The organism is Micromonospora sp. M51, assembly GCF_018070305.1.
Lineage (GTDB): Bacteria > Actinomycetota > Actinomycetes > Mycobacteriales > Micromonosporaceae > Micromonospora > Micromonospora parva.
In genome coordinates this window covers 1-513 of the sequence record NZ_JAGPXZ010001463.1, presented here as the reverse complement: position 1 = coordinate 513, position 513 = coordinate 1, and the positions used below count along the sequence as shown (strand labels likewise).

The following is a 513-nucleotide window of genomic DNA, read 5'->3' as shown; positions in this document are numbered from 1 at the left end:
GCCGGTGCTGGTGGCGGTGCTCGGCGCGGCGGCCTTCGCCCGGCTGCCCGCCCTGCTGCTGCGCTCGCTCTTCTCCTTCGGCGGCGGCGGCACCCGACGCCGCTGGAAGGAGCTGAAGCAGGGCCCGGAATACCTGGTCACACCGGTGCGGCTGCGCAACGCCGCCGGTCAGCTCTGCGAGGTGGAGCTGCACGGTCACCTGCCGCAGAGCGCCCTGCACCCGGCGGATCAGGTGCAGCTCACGGTGCGCCCGCAACGCGACCCGGAGCTGCCGCCCCGGATCGAGCGGATCGTCAACCTCACCACCGGGCAGCTGCTGACCCCACGGACCGCGACGCTCTGGTCGCACCTCGGGCCACCGCTGCTGTTGCAGGCGTTGGTGGGCTCGCTGCTGCTGGCCGGCGTGGTGGCCTGCTCCGCGCTGACCTGATCGGTCCCGGCGGGCTCGTCCGCCGGTCGGTGGTTCAGCCGACGGGGGCGGGCTCGCGGACCGGCTGCCGGTCGACGCCGAGC

The 513-nt window shown here is 74.9% G+C and carries 1 protein-coding gene; it reads left to right on the top strand.

The genetic code is table 11. The features are described 5' to 3' along the window. Positions 1-430, top strand: a 430-nt coding sequence (locus KBX53_RS35460) for a hypothetical protein (RefSeq protein WP_210864085.1), incomplete at its 5' end; no start/stop codon positions are given. Positions 431-513 lie beyond the last annotated feature (83 nt).